Below are 17,843 nucleotides of genomic sequence, written 5' to 3' on the forward strand. Positions count from 1 at the left end.
AGCCGCTCCGCTACCTGCATGTCTTACGTCGTTGCCGTCACGCCGTCAAAGCTCACCGAGGCAACCTGAGACGGGTCTATGATGCGGTCAAAGAACGAGCCCGTCTGGCATATGGTCCTCCCGTCCGCCTCCTGTGAGCTGCCCGCGCCGCAGGGGATGGAAAAGCTGGTGTCGTCCTTCATGTTGATGGTGATCGTTCCCAGATCAAGGTAGGCGGGCGACCACCTGCCGCTGGCAGGGGCCTGCTCGGTCCCGTTGACGGTGTAGTCTATCGAGACGCCCACGGGAGAGACGCTTACCCGCTGGACGCTTCCACTTGTTCCCGCCAACACGAAGGTCCCAGCAGGCGAGAGAGCTATCGCATCGCTCTGATAGTTGAGCTTGAACTTGAGGCTCCAGTTGCCCGTGGCGATGGTCGTGGTGGAGCCGAAGCTGCTGTCGGACGTGCTGATGCCCGTGAAGCTGGCCCTGGTGGTGGCGCCAATCACGTTGATGTCCGTGGTCATTTGGGTGACCATCTGGATGGCGTTGTCAGAGGGGTCGGCATCGTAGAAGTAGATGCCACCGCCCTAGCCTCTGGCACCGTCGACGCTCTGGTCGAAGTCGGCGGTCGGATATCTGCCGTCAAGGGTGATCGTCCCTCGGGAATCTGTGTCGACCTTTCCAAGCGCTTCGCCGTCCGTGCGCCTGATGCTGTAGATCACGACGTAGTTGCACTCGTCTCCCTCATCTCCTATGATGGCATCCGCCGATATGGTTATGCCGTCGCTCGTGATCGAGGCGGCAACCGGGCGTTCGACCTTATCCTGCACGTCGGTGGGTGTCGTCGCCCCAAAGAACACGTCGTCGATGGCGCTTGCCACGCTTACCAGCTGCCCGTTTGCATAGGCGTAGCCGCCTGCCCCGACTATACGATGGTGATTCCCGCCACCACGGCCGCAGCTGCAAGGCGCAAGCACCTGCGGGCGTGGCCCAGCTTGACGACACGACCCTCATGCCCCTTGGCCCTCGAACTCAGTGCGGCGGAGGCGATCGCCTGTGCCATCTGATCCCGCCTCGCGGGGGACAGCGTGACGCCTGACATCTCCTCTTGATACCTTGTCTGCATGCTGCTCATCGTTCTTTCCCTCCAGCCTGGATCGCAGCTCCGTGCGGGCGCGGCTCAGCCTCTTGGCCACCGCGCATTCGCTCGCGCCGATCGAGCCTGCGATTTCCCTGATGCTCATGTCCTCGTAATAGTGCAGGTAGATAACCTCGCGATAGAGGGGAGGAAGCTCCATCACGGCACGTGTGACAAGCCCTTGTGTTTAGTCAAGCCGGAATTTCGATTTGGGGCCGGTACCGCTTTTCCGTACCTTGCTGCTAGGCTGCGAGGCCCAAGCTCTGCCTGTATTGTAGGGGGCTCATCGAGCCCAGCGAGCGCTTGATCCTCGTCTTGTTGTAACGCTCTATATAGGCGTCTATCCTCTCCTTGAGCTCATCCAACGTGACGCCCGCCCAGTCCCTGCCATAGAGCATCTCGACCTTCATGGTGCCGAAAAAGCCCTCCATGCGGGAGTTGTCAGGGCTGCACCCCTTGCGCGACATGGAGCGCATGATGCCGGCCTTCTCGCAGATGGAGATCCACTCGGGCCAGCGGTAGTGGCAGCCGCAGTCCGAATGGATCACGAGATGGCGGCGCTCCTCGTCTGTCGTAGTGGCCAAAGCCGCCTTGAGCATGGAGTTGGCCATCTCGGCGTTGGGCGAGGTCGAGGTCGTCCAGCTTACGATGGCGCCGTCGAAGCAGTCCAAAACCGGGCTCAGATAGAGCTTGCCGGCCGGTATCGAGAGCTGCGTGACGTCGGTGAGCCATAGGAAGTTGGGAAGTCCGGCTTCGAAGTCCTGGCAGACCTTGTTGCCGGGGTGTTCCGAGACCTCGCCCTTGTAGGAGCTGTAGGCCTTCCCGGGCTTTGCCTTGCCGTGCGCCTCGAGCTTCTCCTCAGCCATTATTCGCCCTATCCTGCGCTCGCCGATGACATGTCCTCGTGCCTCGAGCTCGTCGTGGATGCGGCGCCTTCCGTAGGCGCCGTCGTTGGCGTTGAAGACGGCGCAGACCAGCTCCCGCGCCCCGGCGTCCCTGTCCCCGGCGGCGATGGCCGAGAGTTGGTACTGGTGGCTCGATCGGGCCATGTCGAGCGCCGAGAGAAGCTCGCACAGCCTCCATTTGGGGCGCAGCGACTCAATCAGCAGAGTCTTCTCCCTGTTCGTGAGCTCGTTTGCCGGGTCGGCGCCCGTCCCTTTTCCCAGGATCTCGAGGGCGCCCTCCAGGATGTCGCGCTTGAGCTCGAGTTGGCGCAGCTCTTTCTCGAGTTCGGCCTTCCTGGCCTCGAGGGCATCTATTTCTGTCTGCGTGACGGGAGCCGCTCTGGCGGCTCCGGCGTCGGACGCGCCATTTGAGACGGCGTTGCTTGTGTCGGGCATCGGGGGCTCCTTCTCAGGCAATAGCTCTCGCTTCCACTTGTAGAGGGTACAACGCGTGGAGCCGACCTCGTCGGCGATCTGTTGCGCGCTTCCGGCTCGTCTGACAAGCGCTGTCACGGCTTTCTGCTTCTCTTCGAGAGTGAACGTCCTGGGCTCGGCTGTCCGCCTCTCGCCAGGTGCCAGCTCGTCTATCCACTCTCTGAGCTTTTGCGTACTTCCGGGGTATCCCAGCTCGCGTCTCGTATAGGCGTTGCAGCGGCCGTGCTCCAGATAGTGGTTGACGGCGGCCCGCCTTTGCCCTTCTGAGTAGCGTTCTAGGTTGCGCCCCCTGAGCGCGCCTCCGTTGTCCTGCCATTCCCGATACCATCCTACAAGCTGTGCCCGGCTTGGATATCCCAACTCGCGTATCGTAGCCGTGGCTTTAAAACCATACTTGATATAGAGCTCGACCGCTCTTGTCCTCTGCTCAAGGGAGTACACGCCATCCTCCAAACATCATCGTTTGGTACGGATTTCCGGTACCGGCCCCTTTTGAGCACAACCTTCTTTCGGGTTTCAGCACTTAACTTTTTCGGCTTTCGTCATGGGCACGCCGACGCCCTATCTTCCTGATTTGCCCAGCATGAGGCTCTCCCCGAGCCTGTGGCTGGGGCCCTTGAACCCGACGAGCCTGCCGTGGCGCGCGACGCGGTCGACGATCGCCGCCGCAAGCCTGTCGTCGGCGAACACCGTGCCCCAGCGGCCGGACTCGACGTTGGTGGTGGTGAAGATCACGCTCCTCCTCTCGTAGCTTTCCGATATCACCTGGCAGGGCAGCCTCGCGCCGTCCACGTCGAAGGGCACGTAGCCGAACTCGTCCAGGACCAGCAGCCTCGCCTTGGTGATGTCCGCGAGCAGCCTGCCGGGCGTGCCCTCGCGCCTCGCCCTGCCGAGCCGGGGCACGAGCTGCGCGGTCTGGAAGAACCTCGCCGCGTACCCCGCCGAGGTCGCGGCGATGCCGAGTGCGGTGGCCACATGGGTCTTGCCGCGGCCGGTCTGGCCGCAGGAGACCAGGTCCCCGGCGTCGCGCACGAACGCCAGCGAGCACATCTCGTCTCGCCCCCACCCTTCGGGGAAGGCGACGTTCGACCAGTCGAACCCGTCGATCGACTTCGGCACCGGGAAGCGCGCCTGGCGCAGCAGGCGCTCCCTTTTGGTTCGGCTCCTGTGGGCGATCTCGGCCTCGGGCATCGCGGTGCACGCGGCGACCTGGCCCGGGGTCGCCGACGACAGGAAGCCGTCTATGGCGTCGTTGGATATGTAGAGCGCCCTGGCGGAAGCGCGCAGCGCCGAGTGCGCCGCCCCGCGCTCCGAGCTCGTCATCGGCATGGCGGCCACCTCCCTCGAGCATCCTCGGGGCGTCGTCGTAGACGCCGAGGTCGACCGCCTCGTCGTACCCGACGCGCGCGTCCCCCGCCGCCGCTCTCGCTGCCGAGGGCGCCACCGAGGCGCGGTCGACGCCCCCGGCCAGCCTCAGCGAGCGGGCCATGCCCTCGACCGCGGCGCACCAGCCGCGCTGGGCGCTCTCGTCGCGCAGGACCCTGAGGTCCGCGGCGAGGCCCTTGGGCTGCTCCGAGCCGGGGAAGGCGACGAGGCCCTCGGGGAGAGACGACCTCACGCTGGAGTCCCCCCGGCCCGCCGGCCTCATGCACAGGAGCCTGAGCTGCAGCGTCGGGTCGGAGCTGTCCGTCGGGGCGTCGCCCCATCGGCGCTCGTAGGTGGCGACGACCTCGCCCGTGGAGGCGTCGACCACGGTGACGTCGAAGGCGCCGAGCGCGACGGCCACCTCGCTGCGCGCGTAGGCGGGGCCCGCCGCGCATCGGTGCACGCCGGCGACGGTGAACGTCCCCTGCTTGCTGCATTTCCTCGTCTCCCACCCGGCGCACGAGAACGCTGCCGGCGGCAGGGGCGAGAGCGCCTCCCTGTCGTCCTCGAACAGCTCGGATTCCGGCGTGCCGAGCCTGTGGTGGCGCTTGCCCTCGCCGGGGTCGAGGCAGTCCGCCAGCAGCCTCTCGTCGGACGAGCGGACGTCGTGGAAGGAGGGGGCCGGCACGAAGACGTTCCTGCGATGGCACCCCACCTCGTTCTCGACGTTGCCCCTCCCGTCTCCGGAGCAGGGGTTGGCGAGGGCGTGGTCGAGCCCGTAGTGCGCGGAGAGGCGCCTGAACGGCTCGGAGAGCCTCACCTGCCCGCCTCGGTGGCGTTGTCGAAGACGGCGCGCCTGGGCACGCCGCCCGCGAACTCGAATACGTTCCCGGGCCCCTGGCAGACGCACTCGGAGGTCTCGCCCCAGAAGACCTGGGCGGGCCCCACGTCGGGGTGCGGGAAGGCGACGGTGAGGCACTTGCCCCGGGTGGTAACGCCGCGCACCCGGAAATCCGCTTCCCCGAAGTCGACCTGGCACTCGCCGGGAGGCCAGTCGAGCAGCAGGTACCCTGCGGCGTCCCTGCGGTCGCGCTCCCGGGCCGTCTCCTCCCGCCGGCGCCTCACGTAACGCTGCACGGTCGAACAGGACCCAGGGTAGCCCTCCTCCTCGCGCAGCCTCACGCAGACGCGCGTGGCGGTGTGGCGCTGCTTGCGCCAGTTGCGGCAATCGTCGTCGAGCCATGCGTCGATCGTCGCCTCGTAGGGCGCGAGCACCTCGCTTGCCGGCTCGCGCCTTTTGGGCGGCTCGGGAGAGAGGTCCTCCATCCTCGCGTACTTGCGCGCCGTTGGCTCCGAGATGCCCACCGTCCTTGCGATCGAGGCCATCGGCTCTCCGCCTCTCGCCCTCTTGCGCATGTCCTCTATCTTGTCCACGCCGACCGTTCCCCTCTGGCCCTCCTCTGTCGAATACCGAAGCAACGACATTGTCGGGCCGACTGCGGACGGTCGGCGTGCCCATGCCCGAAGCCGGAAGTTTCTCGTGCCCGGACCCGAAACTTTTCCGCGCTCAAATGGGGCCGGTACCGCTTTTCCGTACCTTGCTGCTAGGCTGCGAGGCCCAAGCTCTGCCTGTATTGTAGGGGGCTCATCGAGCCCAGCGAGCGCTTGATCCTCGTCTTGTTGTAACGCTCTATATAGGCGTCTATCCTCTCCTTGAGCTCATCCAACGTGACGCCCGCCCAGTCCCTGCCATAGAGCATCTCGACCTTCATGGTGCCGAAAAAGCCCTCCATGCGGGAGTTGTCAGGGCTGCACCCCTTGCGCGACATGGAGCGCATGATGCCGGCCTTCTCGCAGATGGAGATCCACTCGGGCCAGCGGTAGTGGCAGCCGCAGTCCGAATGGATCACGAGATGGCGGCGCTCCTCGTCTGTCGTAGTGGCCAAAGCCGCCTTGAGCATGGAGTTGGCCATCTCGGCGTTGGGCGAGGTCGAGGTCGTCCAGCTTACGATGGCGCCGTCGAAGCAGTCCAAAACCGGGCTCAGATAGAGCTTGCCGGCCGGTATCGAGAGCTGCGTGACGTCGGTGAGCCATAGGAAGTTGGGAAGTCCGGCTTCGAAGTCCTGGCAGACCTTGTTGCCGGGGTGTTCCGAGACCTCGCCCTTGTAGGAGCTGTAGGCCTTCCCGGGCTTTGCCTTGCCGTGCGCCTCGAGCTTCTCCTCAGCCATTATTCGCCCTATCCTGCGCTCGCCGATGACATGTCCTCGTGCCTCGAGCTCGTCGTGGATGCGGCGCCTTCCGTAGGCGCCGTCGTTGGCGTTGAAGACGGCGCAGACCAGCTCCCGCGCCCCGGCGTCCCTGTCCCCGGCGGCGATGGCCGAGAGTTGGTACTGGTGGCTCGATCGGGCCATGTCGAGCGCCGAGAGAAGCTCGCACAGCCTCCATTTGGGGCGCAGCGACTCAATCAGCAGAGTCTTCTCCCTGTTCGTGAGCTCGTTTGCCGGGTCGGCGCCCGTCCCTTTTCCCAGGATCTCGAGGGCGCCCTCCAGGATGTCGCGCTTGAGCTCGAGTTGGCGCAGCTCTTTCTCGAGTTCGGCCTTCCTGGCCTCGAGGGCATCTATTTCTGTCTGCGTGACGGGAGCCGCTCTGGCGGCTCCGGCGTCGGACGCGCCATTTGAGACGGCGTTGCTTGTGTCGGGCATCGGGGGCTCCTTCTCAGGCAATAGCTCTCGCTTCCACTTGTAGAGGGTACAACGCGTGGAGCCGACCTCGTCGGCGATCTGTTGCGCGCTTCCGGCTCGTCTGACAAGCGCTGTCACGGCTTTCTGCTTCTCTTCGAGAGTGAACGTCCTGGGCTCGGCTGTCCGCCTCTCGCCAGGTGCCAGCTCGTCTATCCACTCTCTGAGCTTTTGCGTACTTCCGGGGTATCCCAGCTCGCGTCTCGTATAGGCGTTGCAGCGGCCGTGCTCCAGATAGTGGTTGACGGCGGCCCGCCTTTGCCCTTCTGAGTAGCGTTCTAGGTTGCGCCCCCTGAGCGCGCCTCCGTTGTCCTGCCATTCCCGATACCATCCTACAAGCTGTGCCCGGCTTGGATATCCCAACTCGCGTATCGTAGCCGTGGCTTTAAAACCATACTTGATATAGAGCTCGACCGCTCTTGTCCTCTGCTCAAGGGAGTACACGCCATCCTCCAAACATCATCGTTTGGTACGGATTTCCGGTACCGGCCCCAATCAGCAAATTGAAGGCTATCAAACACATTCGGGAATGTGCACGCATTTCTTTCGGGTCCGTGCACGAAACTTTTGCGGGTTTGCGCACGGACCCGCCGACCCTTGCAACCTCCTAGAACGGGACCTCGCGGACGCCGGGGTCCGGCGGCGCAGGGGGCCCGGTCGGCCCCAGCTCCTCCGGGTCCGCGACGCACTCGGGGCAGTCGAAGCCCCTGCAGAGCGTCACGACGTCGTGGTGCTCCAGCACCCAGTCGTCGAGGTCCCAGATGGGGCACGAGGCGCGGCGCGCCCCGGGCTTCTCCCTCACGTCACTCGCCTCCCTTCCCGAGCATCAGCGAGTTCTCCAGCCTGTGGCTGGGCCCGCCGAACTCCACGAGCCTGCCGTGGCGCGCGACCCTGTCGACGATCGCCGCGGCCAGCTCGTCGCCCGCGAGGACCGTGCCCCACCTGGAGAACTCCACGTTGGTGGTGAACACGATGCTCCGGCACTCGTGGCTGTCGGATATGACCTGGCAGGGCGGCCGCGCGCCGTCCACGTCGAAGGGCACGTGGCCGAACTCGCCCAGGATCACCAGCCGGGCCTTCGCGACGTCCGCGAGAACCCTGTCGAGCGTGCCGTCGCGCTTCGCCTTCCCGAGGGCGAGCACCAGCCGCGCGGTCTGGTAGGACCGCACGGGGGTGCCGGCGGCCACGGCGGCCGTGCCAAGGCCTATCGAGGCATGCGACTTGCCCCTGCCCGTCTTCCCGAAGAACACGAGGTCCTCCGCTGCGTCCACGAACGAGAGGCTGCGCATCTCGTCGGCGCCCCAGCCGTCTGGGAGCCTGACGTTGGGCCAGTCGAAGCCCCCGAGCGTCTCGGGGACGGGGAACCCCGCCTGCCTGAGGAGCCGCCCGCGCTTGGCGCGCTCCCTGTGCGACAGCTCGTCCTCGAGCAGCGACGTGCAGGCGGCGAGCTGGCCCGGGGTGGCCCTGCCGAGGAACGCGTCTATGGAGTCGCAAGATATGAAGAGCGCACGCGCGCACGCGCGGAGGAGGCCCTCGGCCTCCGACCTCTGCCTGCTGCCAGGCTGCATCGCCGGCGCCCCCCTCCACCAGCCCGAACGCGCGGTCGTAGGCCCCGAGGTCGACGTCCTCGCCGTACTCGCGGCGCGCCTCCCCCGAGGCGATGCGCGCCGCGGAGAGGCCGACGGTCGCGGCGTCTATGCCGCCCGTCGCGGACAGGGACTCGGCCATGGCCTCGACGGCGCTGGCGAACCCGTGGGCGCCGGCCTCGTCCCTGAGGATGCGCAGGTCGCGCCCCGGGCCCGGGGCGTCCTCGCCGTCCAGGTGTGCGACGAGCTCGCCGGGCAGGGACATCCTCACGATGCCGTCGCGCCAGCCGGCGGGCCTCATGCACAGCAGCTTGAGCTGCAGCATGGGGTCCGACGAGTCGGCTGGCGCGTCGCCCCACTCCCGCTCGTAGGTGGCGACCACCTCGCCGGTCTCCTGGTCGACCACCGTGACGTCGAAGGCGCCGAGCGCGACGTTGGCCTCCCTGCGGGCGTAGGCGGGGCCCGCGGAGTAGCGGTGGACGCCGCCCATCGTGAACACGCCCTGCCTGCTGCACCTGCGGACCTCCCACCTCGCGCACGAGAAGGCGGCGGGCGGCAGCTCGCGCAGGGCGGCCCTGTCCTCCTCGAACAGCTCGGGCTCGGGGGTGCCGAGGCGGTAGTGGGGCTTGTCGCTCATGTCCAGGCAGTCCGCGAGCAGGCGCCGGTCGAAGGCCCTGACGTCGTGGAAGCTCGGGACCGGGACGAAGGCGTCGCGCCTGTGGCAGCCGACCTCGTTCTCGACGTTGCCCTTCTCGTTGCCCGAGTAGGGGTCGGCGAGGGCGTGGTCGAGCCCGTAGTGGGCGGCGAACAGCCTGAAGAGCTCGCTGGTGCGCACCTCCCCGCACACCCTCCTGCCGACCTCCGTCGCGTTGTCGAGCACCGCGCGCGCGGGCACGCCGCCCACGAACGCGAGGACGCCCGCGAGCCCCTCGCGCACGCACTCGGCGGCCTCGCCCCAGAAGACCTGCGTGAGGCCCACGTCGGGGTGCGGGAAGCTCACCGCGAGGCAGTGGCCGCGCGTGAGCGCGCCCCTCACCCCGGAGTCCGCCTGGCCGAAGTCGACCTGGCACTCGCCGGCGAGCCAGTCCAGCTGCAGGAAGCCCTGGGCGTCCCTCTGGTCCGCCTCGCGGGCCATCTCCCCGCGGCGCCTCCTCACGTACCTCTGCACAGTCGAGTACGACCCGTCGTAGCCCTCCTCGTCCCTCAGACGCACGTACACGCGCACGGCCGTGTGGCGCTGCCTCCTCCAGTGCCTGGCGTCGTCGGCGAGCCACCTGTCGATGGTGCCGGCATAGGGCGCGAGCAGCTCGCTCTCGCCCCCCGTCCTTCTGGGCGGCTCCGGCGACAGGTCCTCCATGTCCCTGTGCTTGCGCACCGTGGGCTCGGACACGCCGGCGGCTCGCGCGATGTCAGCCACCGAGACGCCTCTCCTCCACATCCTCCTGATGTCCTCGATCTTGTCCACGCCGATCATCCTCTCTTGGCCTCCTCGTGTCGAAAACGGACGCATCGACAAAGGTAGGCCACATCAACGGGTGGTCGGCGTGCCCATGCACACATGCGAAAGATTTTCGTGCTCAGACCCGAAAGACTTCGGTGCTCAAACCCGCAACTGAGAGGCTATCAAACACACCCGGCCGCGAGCTCGCCCAGATCGGGAAGGCCGAGCTCCTGGTCACAGGCGGGCTGGGCCTCCTGCCGCCGGACGCCGACGGGGCGAGGCTGCCGTTCCAGGTGGTCTCCGAGGCCCACGGGGCGCAGTCGGTCGTTCTCACGACCGACCTCGAGTCCTCCAGGTGGGGCGCCGTCTTCGGCGACGACCAGATGGCGGCGGCCGTGACAGGCCGCGTCGCGCGCCACGGCAGGCTGCCCGAGTTCGAGGGTGAGTCCTACCGCGTCAGACACGCCCTCATGCAATAGAGGGCTGCTCAGAAATCCCGCTCGGGACGGGTGGACGAACTGCTCAGAAATCAGTGACCATTCTGCTCACTTCATCTTGACAAAACACAGTTGAGCGGCGTGTGCCTGGCGATGAGCTTGCATAAGACGTCCTGGCTCACGTCCTCGGCGTCCTGTCGCGAGCCCAGATAGGTGTATGCAAGCCGCATCGCAAGGTCCCCGTACGTATCGACCAGGCGGCGTGCCTCCCTCTGCACCTCCCTCTCGCGGTCTCTTCCTCTGAGCATGTCGCGTCTTCTTTCCCTCGCCCTACGAGCGCTCACTGATAACACGTCTGGGACGGCAGAGGTTGACATACAACATATAAAAAGTAGGACGAAGTAGGACGAGTTTCGCTTGGGGGCATATCTCGTACGGCCCTCTTCAATAGAGCATTCGCGCATGAGTGATGGCACGGACAGATGCCAAGCTTGAGCATAGATAGGCAGGAGGGTGGGGGTCCGATGACGAGCGTCCCTATAGCCTACTGTTTTAATTGCTGTCGTGCACGGGGGCTATCTTGTACGCAGGCTAGGCATGTGGGCGTCCACAGGTTATGGAGAGAGGAGGCCATTATGTGAGATACCTAGGGGTGAAACGGAGACTCTGGGATACCAAGCATGCCACTATTCTACAAGATATCTCACTATTTGCATTCGTCCCTAGTGCTAAATTAGATAAAGTCCTCCCTGAAGTTTTTCCAAGGAGGACCGTGCCAGTCGTAAAAAACCGCCTACGCGGCGCCCGAAAGGGCAGGTATGGCTAAGCCGTATTTTGACTCGCAGTATCGTTCTGACTGGCAATTCAGAACAGGGATAGTGTAGCACCATATGGAGAAGGGGAAGCACATGAATCTTCGCAATACCACAGACGAGTACAACATCGGTCTGGATATGGGCACCAACTCCGTCGGATGGGCAGTTACAGATAAGGTGGGGGCCATCGCGCACTTCAAGGGTATGCCCACTCTGGGCAGCAGGCTTTTTGATGCGGCGCAGACTGCTGCAGAGGCACGTGCGCATCGTGGGCAGCGACGTCGCTATGTCCGTAGGCGGTGGCGACTCGACCTGCTGCAGAGTCTATTCCAGGATGAAATTGACAAAGTCGACTCAGAGTTTTTCATTAGGCTTAGGCAGTCGCGTCTGCATGTGGAGGATCGAGAGGACGGGCACGCAGACTACAAGTGGCCAATCTTTAACGATTCCGATTTTACTGAGGTGGATTATTACAAGCGCTTTCCAACTATCTACCACCTGCGCAAATGGCTGATAGAGACGGATCAGAAGGCTGACATTTGCCTTATCTACCTTGCTGTTCATAATATCGTTAAACATAGGGGCAACTTCCTGCGTGAGAACAACAAGAATCTAAGTTCTCGTAATGCAGACCCTGCTGAGGCAGTAGGGCATTTGCGACTAGCTTTGAACAACTGGTGTTTGGAACGTGGCTATGAGTGCGCTTGGAAAAGCGGGGGAAATGATAACGCTATTCTCAACGTGCTGATTGATGGTGAGAAAAGACGCAGCGACCAGGTAAGGGAGATTGCCAAGCTAACTGGCATCGATTGTGGGGATGCAAAGCAGAGTAGGCAGTGCAACGAGGCAATCGCTAAGGCAATCGTCGGGCTCAAGGCCGAGATGAAGAACATTTTCGGTGAGTTTCCTGCTGAGAAGACATTAATCTATTTATCGTCTGACGATGATGTTGAAGTCGTTCGCGATGCCTGTCCGGACGATAGTGTAGAACTGTTCCAGGCGCTTTGCGAGTTGTACGCGGCCTACATCTTGCAAGGGCTCCTTTCCTACGCGCCTGGCCAGACCATCTCGGTCAATATGGTTAAGAAGTACGATCGGTATGGCGAGGACTTGCACCTGCTCAAGGAACTTACCCGTACATATGCGTCGAAGAGATACGATGCATTTTTCCGCGGGGAGACGTATGAGGGGTCGAGCGACTACGTTGTAGACAAGGCGCAGGGTTACACCAGATATAACCTTGGTACTACCCAGTTGAGTTATGACGACTTCCAGAAGGCGGTCAAGGAGCTCTTCAAGGGAACGGATGCACTGCAAGATGAGCGCTACCAAGGCTTGATGGTAGCCTTTGGCGAGCAGAGATTTCTTCGCAGGCTCAAGACAAGCGATAACGGGAGCATCTACTACCAGCTTCACCTAGAGGAACTACATGCCATTCTCGAGAACCAGGGGAAGCACTATCCCTTCCTTCTGGCAGAAGAGGATAAGATTGAATCACTCGTGTCCTTCAGAATTCCCTACTATGTGGGTCCGCTTACCAGGGAAAATGCCGCGGTCGGCCACGACGGTAAAGAACGCTTTGCATGGTCGTCGCGCAGGGATGGCATGGAACACGCCGTCATCACCCCATGGAACTGGGAAGAGATTATCGACCGCGACAAGAGTGCTGAAGACTTCATAATTCGCATGACGGGCGACTGCACCTACCTCCAGGGGGAACCCGTTCTTCCCAAGTGCTCTTTACTCTATGAGGAATTCTGCGCTCTCAACGAACTCAACGGTGCACATTGGACAATTGACGAGGACGATGAGCGTCGTTTTGATGCCGCCCAACGCGAGCGTATCATGTGCGACTTGTTCAGAAGCACTCGTAAGGTCACATACAAGAAGGTCTCCGATTGGTTGGAGCGCGAGGATAGTTTTGTGGGCGCTCGTGTACATGGTGGGCAAGGGGAGCATGGGTTTGAGTCACAGCTTGGCTCATACATATTCTTCTGCAAGGATGTATTCAAAACCGACAGTTTGGATGAGGCCGACTATCCGATGATCGAGCAGATCATCCTTTGGAGCACGCTGTTTGAGGATAGGGACATTCTCAGGCGGAAGATCGAGGAAGCATACGGTGATAGACTGACCACCGAGCAGATAAAGGTCATATGTAAGAAGCGCTTCGCAGGTTGGGGTCGGCTGTCGAAGAAGCTGCTCACAGGCATTAAAGTCGATACGGATACCGGTCGCAAGTCAATTATTGACGTGCTGCGTGAGGGAAATCCGAATGATGGCCAGCGCTCTCGTACGATGGTCTTTATGGAGGTACTCCGCGACGAGGGCCTTGGCTTCCAGAAGGCCGTTGATGACTTCAATAGAGACTATTTTAGTGAGCACAACAATGGCCTTATGGATGTAAACGACCTGCCCGGATCTCCCGCCATCCGGAGAAGTATCAACCAGGCTGTACGTATTGTGGATGAGATCGTCTCCATTGCGAAGAAAGAGCCCGCCAACATCTTCATTGAGGTGACACGTGAGGAGGATGACCCACGCAAGAAAGGCAAGCGCACTAAGAGACGCTATGACGCAATCAAGAGTGCGCTTGAGGTATTTAAGAAAGATGATCCACAGCTTTGGAAGGAACTAACCAAGAAGGATTCAAATAACATGGACGAACGGCTCTCGCTGTACTTCATGCAACGGGGAAAGTGCATGTATTCGGGTCGACCAATCAAAATTGAGGAACTACATACTGGCAAATACGAGGTTGATCATATTATTCCGCGCTCATACATAAAGGACGACAGCCTCGAGAACAAGGTGCTTGTATACCGGGAGGAGAACCAACACAAGACGGACGCGTTGCTGATCGACTCCTCCATCAGACGGAAGATGGGCAAATATTGGCGCATGCTGCACAATGCAAAACTGATAGGTGACAAGAAATTTAGGAACCTCTTCCGTGATCATATTGATGATAAGACCATGAAGGGGTTCGTTGCGCGGCAGATTGTCGAGACTAGTCAGATGGTCAAGCTTGTCCAGACGCTGCTTGAGGCGAGGTATCCAGGCGCTCGGATTGTACCTGTGAAGGCCAATATCTCACACGATCTGCGCGATGCAGCCGGTCTCGTAAAGTGCCGTGAGGCCAATGATTTCCATCATGCGCATGATGCCTTCCTCGCCTGTCGCGTTGGTCTCTTCATCCAGAAACGTCATCCCAGCGTATATGACAACCCCATTGGACTCGCACACATCATGCGTGACTATGCCCGTGCGCAAGCGCGGGAGTATAAGAAATCACACTACCTTGCGCATACGAAGGGTTTTATTGTCAATAGCTTCCTCAGCTCGGGTTTTGATAAGGAGACGGGCGAGGTGTTCAAGGACGATTGGGATGCCGAAGCTGAAGTCGAGGGAATTCGTCGCGTGCTTAACTACCGCCAATGCTTCATAAGTCGCATGCCTGTGGAAGCTACTGGAACTTTCTGGGATCAGACAATCTATTCACCAAAGTGCGGAAAGAAATTGACACTTCCGCTCAAGAGAGGGCTTGATCCTGATAGATATGGAAGTTATTCGCGAGAGCAGTTCGCATACTTCTTCATTTACGAAGCACGTGATTTAAAGCATGAGCGGCATATTCTTCAGTTTGCTCAGGTACCCGTGAGAGTTGCAGCGCACATTGCAAAGGATCCCTCTCAGCTCGAAAGCTATGCTGTCAAGCTTGCCGGACAAGCTAACCTCGCATTTGTGCGTATCGTGCGTCGAAGAATTCTAAAAAAGCAACTGCTTGAACTCAATGGCGACAGACTGATTATTACTGGCGTGCGAGAGGTTCGCAATGCAACAGAGTTTGCATTTTCCCTAGACGAAGAGACCCTTATTGAACGCTGCGTTCAAATTGCTAAAGTGGGATCCCTCATCGGGGTTGTGAACGATGAAGATGAGGAGCAACTATCTGCTGATTTAAACGAGCTTTTCTCAAGTCTGGTAAAGCGCGGCCCCAAACTCTGTAACCGACTGTATGCACAGCTTAAGCTCGACAAATATCTATCAAAGTTTGATGAACTGACACTAACTGACAAGGCGAAAGTAGTCCTTCAGTTAATAGCCATTACGAACGGGTCAATTAACATGGCTGATCTTTCTGCATTGGGAAGCTCAAAATATGCGGGATGCATGCAGGTTTCCTACTTTAAGCAGCTCAATGCCCCCATAGGTGAAGTCAATATCATCGACCAGTCTGTGACGGGTATGTTTGAGAGGCGGACGCACATTGGCCTTTAGGAATATTCTTATTGAGAGCCCCTGCAAGTGTACTTATAAGGGAGGCTATCTCGTTGTCCGTAAGGAGGATGAGATAGTAAAGGTGCACCTTTCGGAGATTTCTTCTGTTACGCTACAGTCAACGAGAGCGTTCATTAGTGCCTATCTGCTCTCTGAATTAGCAAAGGCAAAGATTTCGTTCGTCGTGTCAGATGAGAAATGCAATCCAATAGGGCAGTATTTGCCACTCTATGGTGCTCACAACACGAGCAAGCGCATTGCAGAGCAGCTTGAATGGAGTGAACCATCCAAGAAGCGCGTATGGCAGCATGTGGTAAAAGATAAAATTTCACATCAAGCAAGGTTGCTTGAGCTGCGAGGACGAGAGGGATTTTCAGGCCAGATTGAAGGGATGGTGGATGAAGTTAGATCAGGGGATACCACCAATCGTGAGGCTGCTGCCGCGCGCCTCTACTTCCCCGTACTCTTCGGCAATGGCTTTTCGCGTGATATTGATTGCCCCATAAACGCCGCTTTGAACTACGGATATGCAGTCATCCTTTCTGCTGTGAGCTGTGAAATCGTCTCCCGCGGCTATCTTACACCGCTTGGTATCTGTCATAGGAGCGAGTACAACAAGTTCAATCTCGCTTGCGATCTCATGGAGCCCTTCCGGCCCATCGTTGATCGACTCGTCTTCGATAACGTTGAGGTCGACTTTACGAAGGAAACAAGGTGTCTCCTTGCTGACGTACTCAATGTGAGTATTTGCTATCGAGATGGAAAGTATAAGGTCAGCTCAGTTATTTCGCTCTATGTCCAAGATTGTCTCAGCGCACTTTGCAGACGTTTGGCGACGAGCGAGATAGAGCCCTTCGACATCGTATGATCATGGAGGCGAGGATTCGTTATATGAGGCTGATCGTCTTCTTTGACTTGCCAATCGATACCGCTGCGCAGCGCAGGGAGTACCGCCTCTTTCGCAAGTATCTTCTTCATGATGGCTACCTAATGCTTCAGGAGTCCGTTTATGCGAAGCTCGTTACGAACGATGGATCTGCTGGTGCCGCTGTGATGCGATTGAGGAAGAACCGTCCATCCAGTGGTTTGGTTCAGGTGCTTAGAGTGACCGAGAGTCAATTTGCCACTATGGAGTACATAACGGGCAATCGAAGTTCATATGACGAGGTAGATACCATGGAAGAGCTTCTGATCATATGAGGTTGTCGTTTTCAGGGCTTGACGACCCTCTGGACATTCCACCCGGTAGGGGCACAACGCTGGAGATTGCGAACGCCGAGCTGTTCTCTCGCATATGTCTTTCCCTGAGAGAAGGTGAAGGGAGGCAGGCGCTTGAACCCTACACACTTTGGGATGACGACAAGGAACTTTCGCCAAAGGATGCGATGATCTTCATCGAGAGTCCTCTAAATCTGCCGTGGAATAGCAAGCCTCTGCTTGGGACAGTGATAAAGAGATTCCAAGCTGCATTGATGGAAGATGAGTCACTGCGCACCTCTATAGAACAGTCGGCGGCTGACATTGTCTCGAAGTACATGTCTTTGGGCATGACGATGCATGCTGAGTATGATTTTGAAATAGAATGGGACATGCAGAGATTCGTTAAAGCGTTTGGCTTTGGCGTTGATCGCAGTTCACAGCAATCGGTCCTTGATAGCTGCATAGATTTTCTTTCGTTATCTCTTGACGCTGGTGTAACTCAGTGCATCGTGTTTGTCAATCTCAAGACATTTCTAACGAAAAGGGGGCTGGAAGTGTTCTTCGAGCACGTCTTTTTTACGAATATTCCAGTACTTCTTCTCGAGAGATGGACGGATGATATGATTTATGATCACGAGAGTAAAAGAGTGATTGACCTGGACTTTATAGAACGTTGAGTGATAGATACTAGCCAGAAGGGCCGTCCCTTGCAGAGGGGATTTCGCTTCAATAGTTTTGGAGCGGTGTCGTTCTGACTGGTAATCAAACCCAAAGTGCAAATCCTGCACACCCCCAGTGGTTTTGGAGCGGTGTCGTTCTGACTGGTAATCAAACTTCTTCCAGCCAGCTCATCAAGGGTCACATGTTTTGGAGCGGTGTCGTTCTGACTGGTAATCAAACCATCGACCGCGTCCGTGAGTTCGTGGACGCGTTTTGGAGCGGTGTCGTTCTGACTGGTAATCAAACGAGGGCCCTCGGGTAGCCCGTGGCATCGGGTTTTGGAGCGGTGTCGTTCTGACTGGTAATCAAACTGACACATTCATCGGCAGGATTCCGCCAGAGTTTTGGAGCGGTGTCGTTCTGACTGGTAATCAAACTGATAGATACTGGGAAGGGCTAGACCATGGGTTTTGGAGCGGTGTCGTTCTGACTGGTAATCAAACTAGTAAGTCTGCAGGTAAGTCTACTCTCTAGTTTTGGAGCGGTGTCGTTCTGACTGGTAATCAAACTAAGTACGAGTCCCTTACGGTGGTCATCTAGTTTTGGAGCGGTGTCGTTCTGACTGGTAATCAAACCGATGCCAACATCCCTAACAAGAGTTGGGAGTTTTGGAGCGGTGTCGTTCTGACTGGTAATCAAACTATTGAGCGCGATAGCGTGAACGGGTGCTTGTTTTGGAGCGGTGTCGTTCTGACTGGTAATCAAACGTGTACGGCGGCATTGATGTAGCCGCTTACGTTTTGGAGCGGTGTCGTTCTGAC

Annotated in this window: 16 protein-coding genes, 2 pseudogenes and 1 CRISPR repeat array (1 of these 19 running past the window's edge); of the genes and pseudogenes, 6 read left to right on the forward strand and 12 right to left on the reverse strand. The window is 59.5% G+C overall.

From position 1 onward, the window contains the following. Nucleotides 1-23: 23 nt before the first annotated feature. The 6 genes and pseudogenes from J2S71_RS07615 to J2S71_RS07640 form a co-directional block, all read right to left on the reverse strand. Nucleotides 24-506, reverse strand: a complete 483-nt coding sequence (locus J2S71_RS07615; protein ID WP_307390409.1) for a hypothetical protein — start codon at nucleotides 504-506, stop codon at nucleotides 24-26. Between the two features lie 63 nt (nucleotides 507-569). Then, the gene (locus J2S71_RS07620; RefSeq protein WP_307390412.1) at nucleotides 570-863 is read right to left on the reverse strand and encodes a hypothetical protein; all 294 of its coding nucleotides are present in this window, start codon (nucleotides 861-863) and stop codon (nucleotides 570-572) included. A 44-nt stretch (nucleotides 864-907) separates the two neighbouring features. Then, nucleotides 908-1,117: a hypothetical protein gene (locus J2S71_RS07625; protein WP_307392498.1), complete on the reverse strand. Its 210-nt coding sequence runs from the start codon at nucleotides 1,115-1,117 to the stop codon at nucleotides 908-910. 34 nt (nucleotides 1,118-1,151) lie between these two features. Continuing rightward, nucleotides 1,152-1,286: pseudogene (locus J2S71_RS07630) on the reverse strand (sigma factor-like helix-turn-helix DNA-binding protein); the annotation flags it as partial. 76 nt (nucleotides 1,287-1,362) lie between these two features. After that, nucleotides 1,363-2,952, reverse strand: coding sequence for an IS3 family transposase (locus tag J2S71_RS07635; protein WP_307387982.1), 1,590 nt, complete (start codon nucleotides 2,950-2,952; stop codon nucleotides 1,363-1,365). Between the two features lie 108 nt (nucleotides 2,953-3,060). Beyond that, nucleotides 3,061-3,828 (reverse strand): ATP-binding protein, encoded by a 768-nt coding sequence (locus J2S71_RS07640; protein ID WP_307390414.1) that lies wholly within the window; start codon nucleotides 3,826-3,828, stop codon nucleotides 3,061-3,063. A 158-nt stretch (nucleotides 3,829-3,986) separates the two neighbouring features. Between J2S71_RS07640 and J2S71_RS07645 the strand changes: the two genes are divergently transcribed. Beyond that, on the forward strand, nucleotides 3,987-4,217 hold the full coding sequence (locus tag J2S71_RS07645; protein ID WP_307390416.1) for a hypothetical protein: 231 nt from the start codon (nucleotides 3,987-3,989) through the stop codon (nucleotides 4,215-4,217). Between the two features lie 463 nt (nucleotides 4,218-4,680). On the opposite strand, the gene J2S71_RS07650 is transcribed toward J2S71_RS07645, so the two are convergent. From J2S71_RS07650 to istA, 5 genes and pseudogenes are all read right to left on the reverse strand, one after another. Continuing rightward, nucleotides 4,681-5,298, reverse strand: a complete 618-nt coding sequence (locus J2S71_RS07650) for a hypothetical protein (RefSeq protein WP_307390419.1) — start codon at nucleotides 5,296-5,298, stop codon at nucleotides 4,681-4,683. A gap of 170 nt (nucleotides 5,299-5,468) precedes the next feature. After that, on the reverse strand, nucleotides 5,469-7,058 hold the full coding sequence (locus J2S71_RS07655) for an IS3 family transposase (protein ID WP_307387982.1): 1,590 nt from the start codon (nucleotides 7,056-7,058) through the stop codon (nucleotides 5,469-5,471). Between the two features lie 151 nt (nucleotides 7,059-7,209). After that, on the reverse strand, nucleotides 7,210-7,404 hold the full coding sequence (locus tag J2S71_RS07660) for a hypothetical protein (RefSeq protein WP_307389107.1): 195 nt from the start codon (nucleotides 7,402-7,404) through the stop codon (nucleotides 7,210-7,212). Nucleotide 7,405: 1 nt separating this feature from the next. Then, nucleotides 7,406-8,170 (reverse strand): ATP-binding protein, encoded by a 765-nt coding sequence (locus J2S71_RS07665; RefSeq protein WP_307389105.1) that lies wholly within the window; start codon nucleotides 8,168-8,170, stop codon nucleotides 7,406-7,408. 379 nt (nucleotides 8,171-8,549) lie between these two features. After that, nucleotides 8,550-9,698, reverse strand: a pseudogene (istA, locus tag J2S71_RS12325) (IS21 family transposase); the annotation flags it as partial. A gap of 86 nt (nucleotides 9,699-9,784) precedes the next feature. On the opposite strand from istA, the gene J2S71_RS07675 reads away from it, so the two are divergent. Continuing rightward, the gene (locus J2S71_RS07675) at nucleotides 9,785-10,108 is read left to right on the forward strand and encodes an ATP-binding protein (RefSeq protein ID WP_307390424.1); all 324 of its coding nucleotides are present in this window, start codon (nucleotides 9,785-9,787) and stop codon (nucleotides 10,106-10,108) included. Between the two features lie 71 nt (nucleotides 10,109-10,179). On the opposite strand, the gene J2S71_RS07680 is transcribed toward J2S71_RS07675, so the two are convergent. After that, nucleotides 10,180-10,374, reverse strand: coding sequence for a sigma factor (locus J2S71_RS07680; protein WP_307390427.1), 195 nt, complete (start codon nucleotides 10,372-10,374; stop codon nucleotides 10,180-10,182). 600 nt (nucleotides 10,375-10,974) lie between these two features. On the opposite strand from J2S71_RS07680, the gene cas9 reads away from it, so the two are divergent. The 4 genes from cas9 to csn2 are packed head-to-tail and all read left to right on the forward strand — an operon-like array spanning nucleotide 10,975 to nucleotide 17,039. After that, a complete protein-coding gene (gene cas9, locus J2S71_RS07685; protein ID WP_307390431.1) occupies nucleotides 10,975-15,162 on the forward strand; it encodes a type II CRISPR RNA-guided endonuclease Cas9 in 4,188 nt (1,395 codons plus the stop codon). After that, entirely contained in the window at nucleotides 15,152-16,030 is an 879-nt protein-coding gene (gene cas1, locus J2S71_RS07690; RefSeq protein ID WP_307390434.1) for a type II CRISPR-associated endonuclease Cas1, read from the forward strand. Before cas9 ends, cas1 begins: the two co-directional genes overlap by 11 nt. Next, nucleotides 16,027-16,362 (forward strand): CRISPR-associated endonuclease Cas2, encoded by a 336-nt coding sequence (cas2, locus tag J2S71_RS07695; RefSeq protein ID WP_198009539.1) that lies wholly within the window; start codon nucleotides 16,027-16,029, stop codon nucleotides 16,360-16,362. Before cas1 ends, cas2 begins: the two co-directional genes overlap by 4 nt. After that, on the forward strand, nucleotides 16,359-17,039 hold the full coding sequence (gene csn2, locus J2S71_RS07700; RefSeq protein WP_040650778.1) for a type II-A CRISPR-associated protein Csn2: 681 nt from the start codon (nucleotides 16,359-16,361) through the stop codon (nucleotides 17,037-17,039). The genes cas2 and csn2 overlap by 4 nt, the downstream gene beginning before the upstream one ends. A gap of 55 nt (nucleotides 17,040-17,094) precedes the next feature. Beyond that, nucleotides 17,095-17,843: direct repeats of the CRISPR family, unit length 36 nt; unit sequence GTTTTGGAGCGGTGTCGTTCTGACTGGTAATCAAAC; it runs 2,244 nt beyond the window's last position.

The organism is Olsenella profusa DSM 13989, assembly GCF_030811115.1.
GTDB lineage: Bacteria > Actinomycetota > Coriobacteriia > Coriobacteriales > Atopobiaceae > Olsenella_F > Olsenella_F profusa.